Origin of the sequence: Escherichia sp. WS338 (genome assembly GCF_046486405.1) — a bacterium.
Lineage (GTDB): Bacteria > Pseudomonadota > Gammaproteobacteria > Enterobacterales > Enterobacteriaceae > Escherichia > Escherichia coli.
Genome location: NZ_JBJQLL010000091.1, coordinates 1 through 1,863, shown reverse-complemented (window position 1 = coordinate 1,863; position 1,863 = coordinate 1). Strand labels below are relative to the sequence as shown.

Genomic DNA, 1,863 nt, shown 5'->3' with positions numbered 1-1,863 from the left:
CTCTGGCAATGGTATCGTGAACAGGAATACCATTTTCAAAATCACCATATTGCTTCAAAAAATCGAGATGTGTTTCCCCAAAATCCTCTATATCTTCCCAGCCTTCTGCACCAGAAATAACGGCACAAATAGTCAACAGTAGAATATCCGACAATTTATGTTCCACTTTCCAGGCTTGTCTGTAATCGGGGACAATAGAAATATGTTCCATCAATTTTTTAAGTTCCATTTTGTTCTCCTTAATTATGTAAGGAGTATTTGATCATGTATAAGCAATAAAAAACAGCTTTAGGTAATGAGGAATATCTCAAATCTTAAACATAAAATGCCAATTATTTAGTACAAAAAAGTAGCGTTACGTGATCTTTCCCTAAAACGCAGACCCAGTTGTGCATAGTACACATGGTACGCAACAGCCTGCGGTTCGTGACGTGGAAAGACTATAAAGCGGTAACCCGTGACCTGAAACAGGTTTACCGCGCGGCCACGGAAGAAGGCGTGTTGCAGGCGCTGGATGCGTTCGGGAAGGAATGGGATGCACGGTACCCGCAGATAAGTCGCAGCTGGCGGGCAAACTGACCGAATGTTGCCACCTTCTTCGTGTACCCGGAGGCGATCCGAAAGGTTATCTACACCACTAACGCAATCGAATCGCTGAATAGCGTCATCAGACATGCGATAAAGAAAAGGAAAGTGTTCCCGACAGATGAATCGGTGAAAAAAGTGGTGTGGCTGGCTATCCAGTCAGCCTCACAGAAATGGACGATGCCACTTCAGGACTAGCGGATAGCCATGAGTCGCTTTATTATCGAGTTCGGTGACCGCCTTGACGGTCACTTCTGAGAAAGGCATTTACACAGAATGATGGACAGGCTCAACGGGAAGGCTACATGCCTTCCCATTTTATATTAATCACCCGGCTTCTCCCAACATTTTATCTTTTCTATTTCTCTCTCAATATCATCCATATCATCATCTCCAAGATCGGTATTAAAATTTTCAGTAATAACCCTTCTTATTTCAGCCAACCGATGTGTAATATTTTTATCATCAATAAATTTAGTGGTTTCTTTAAAGTAAGAATTCAACAATTTATCATCAATAACGTTCTGCTCTATACCATTGAAATAATACCTTGCAATATTCTTAAGTGATATCAATATGTACTCTACCTCACTTAGAATATAAAGGGCATCCTTCCCGGGTATATTAATTACATCATTGTTTTTATTCATATTATTTACGCCGAGTTATTTTTGCATTATCAGAAAGAACAATATCACCTTTCACAGTCAATTCATCTATATGGTATCGAGGGTTTGTTACCCACTCTAATTGCTCGTTAGGTACATCTGTTTCCACATAATCTCTACCTTTCCCACGACCTATTTGATATTTCGCCTCTATGTCTACTTGACTGAGTGGTTTTTTATTCGCAGGTTCCAAATATACACGACCGTTATCATGCGCCTTAATTATCCCACTTTCAGCAATCGCATTTGAACCTTTACGATTAGTATAATGCCGCACACGAGTAGTTCCATTACAGAGCTCTTTTTTTAATCCGAGTGGATCAATATATTTCAGCGGATTAGGCGCATAAGCATATAAGTTCAGCCCACCCGCCAGCCCTATCGGATCCGTTACAATGAACCGCCCGACATCCGGATCATAGTACCTGTGCAGATTGTAATGCAGCCCTGTTTCCCTGTCGAGGTACTGTCCCTGGTAGCGCAGGTTCTGCTCCACCCTGCCGTGGTCCTTCTCCTGTATCGTGTTACCCCAGACCTGATACCCCGTCTCCCACACGATTTTCCCGTCACTGTCCGTCATCTCTTCCGGCGCGCCGTTCACATCCGTGTG

Annotated in this window: 3 protein-coding genes and 1 pseudogene; 1 reads left to right on the top strand and 3 read right to left on the bottom strand. The window is 42.6% G+C overall.

Annotated elements, in window-relative coordinates:
- Positions 1-229: transposase family protein (locus ACJHWT_RS25345; RefSeq protein WP_136676384.1), on the bottom strand; the 229-nt coding region annotated here is incomplete at its 3' end.
- A 149-nt stretch (positions 230-378) separates the two neighbouring features.
- Between ACJHWT_RS25345 and ACJHWT_RS25340 the strand changes: the two are divergent.
- A pseudogene (locus ACJHWT_RS25340) lies at positions 379-783 on the top strand (transposase); the annotation flags it as partial.
- 125 nt (positions 784-908) lie between these two features.
- Here ACJHWT_RS25340 and ACJHWT_RS25335 read toward each other — a convergent pair.
- Together ACJHWT_RS25335 and ACJHWT_RS25330 are read right to left on the bottom strand one after the other, a co-directional pair.
- Complete coding sequence (locus ACJHWT_RS25335) at positions 909-1,235, bottom strand: hypothetical protein (RefSeq protein WP_001039055.1); 327 nt, start codon at positions 1,233-1,235, stop codon at positions 909-911.
- A 1-nt stretch (position 1,236) separates the two neighbouring features.
- A partial coding sequence (locus tag ACJHWT_RS25330; protein WP_227462105.1) for an RHS repeat-associated core domain-containing protein occupies positions 1,237-1,863 on the bottom strand: 627 nt, incomplete at its 5' end.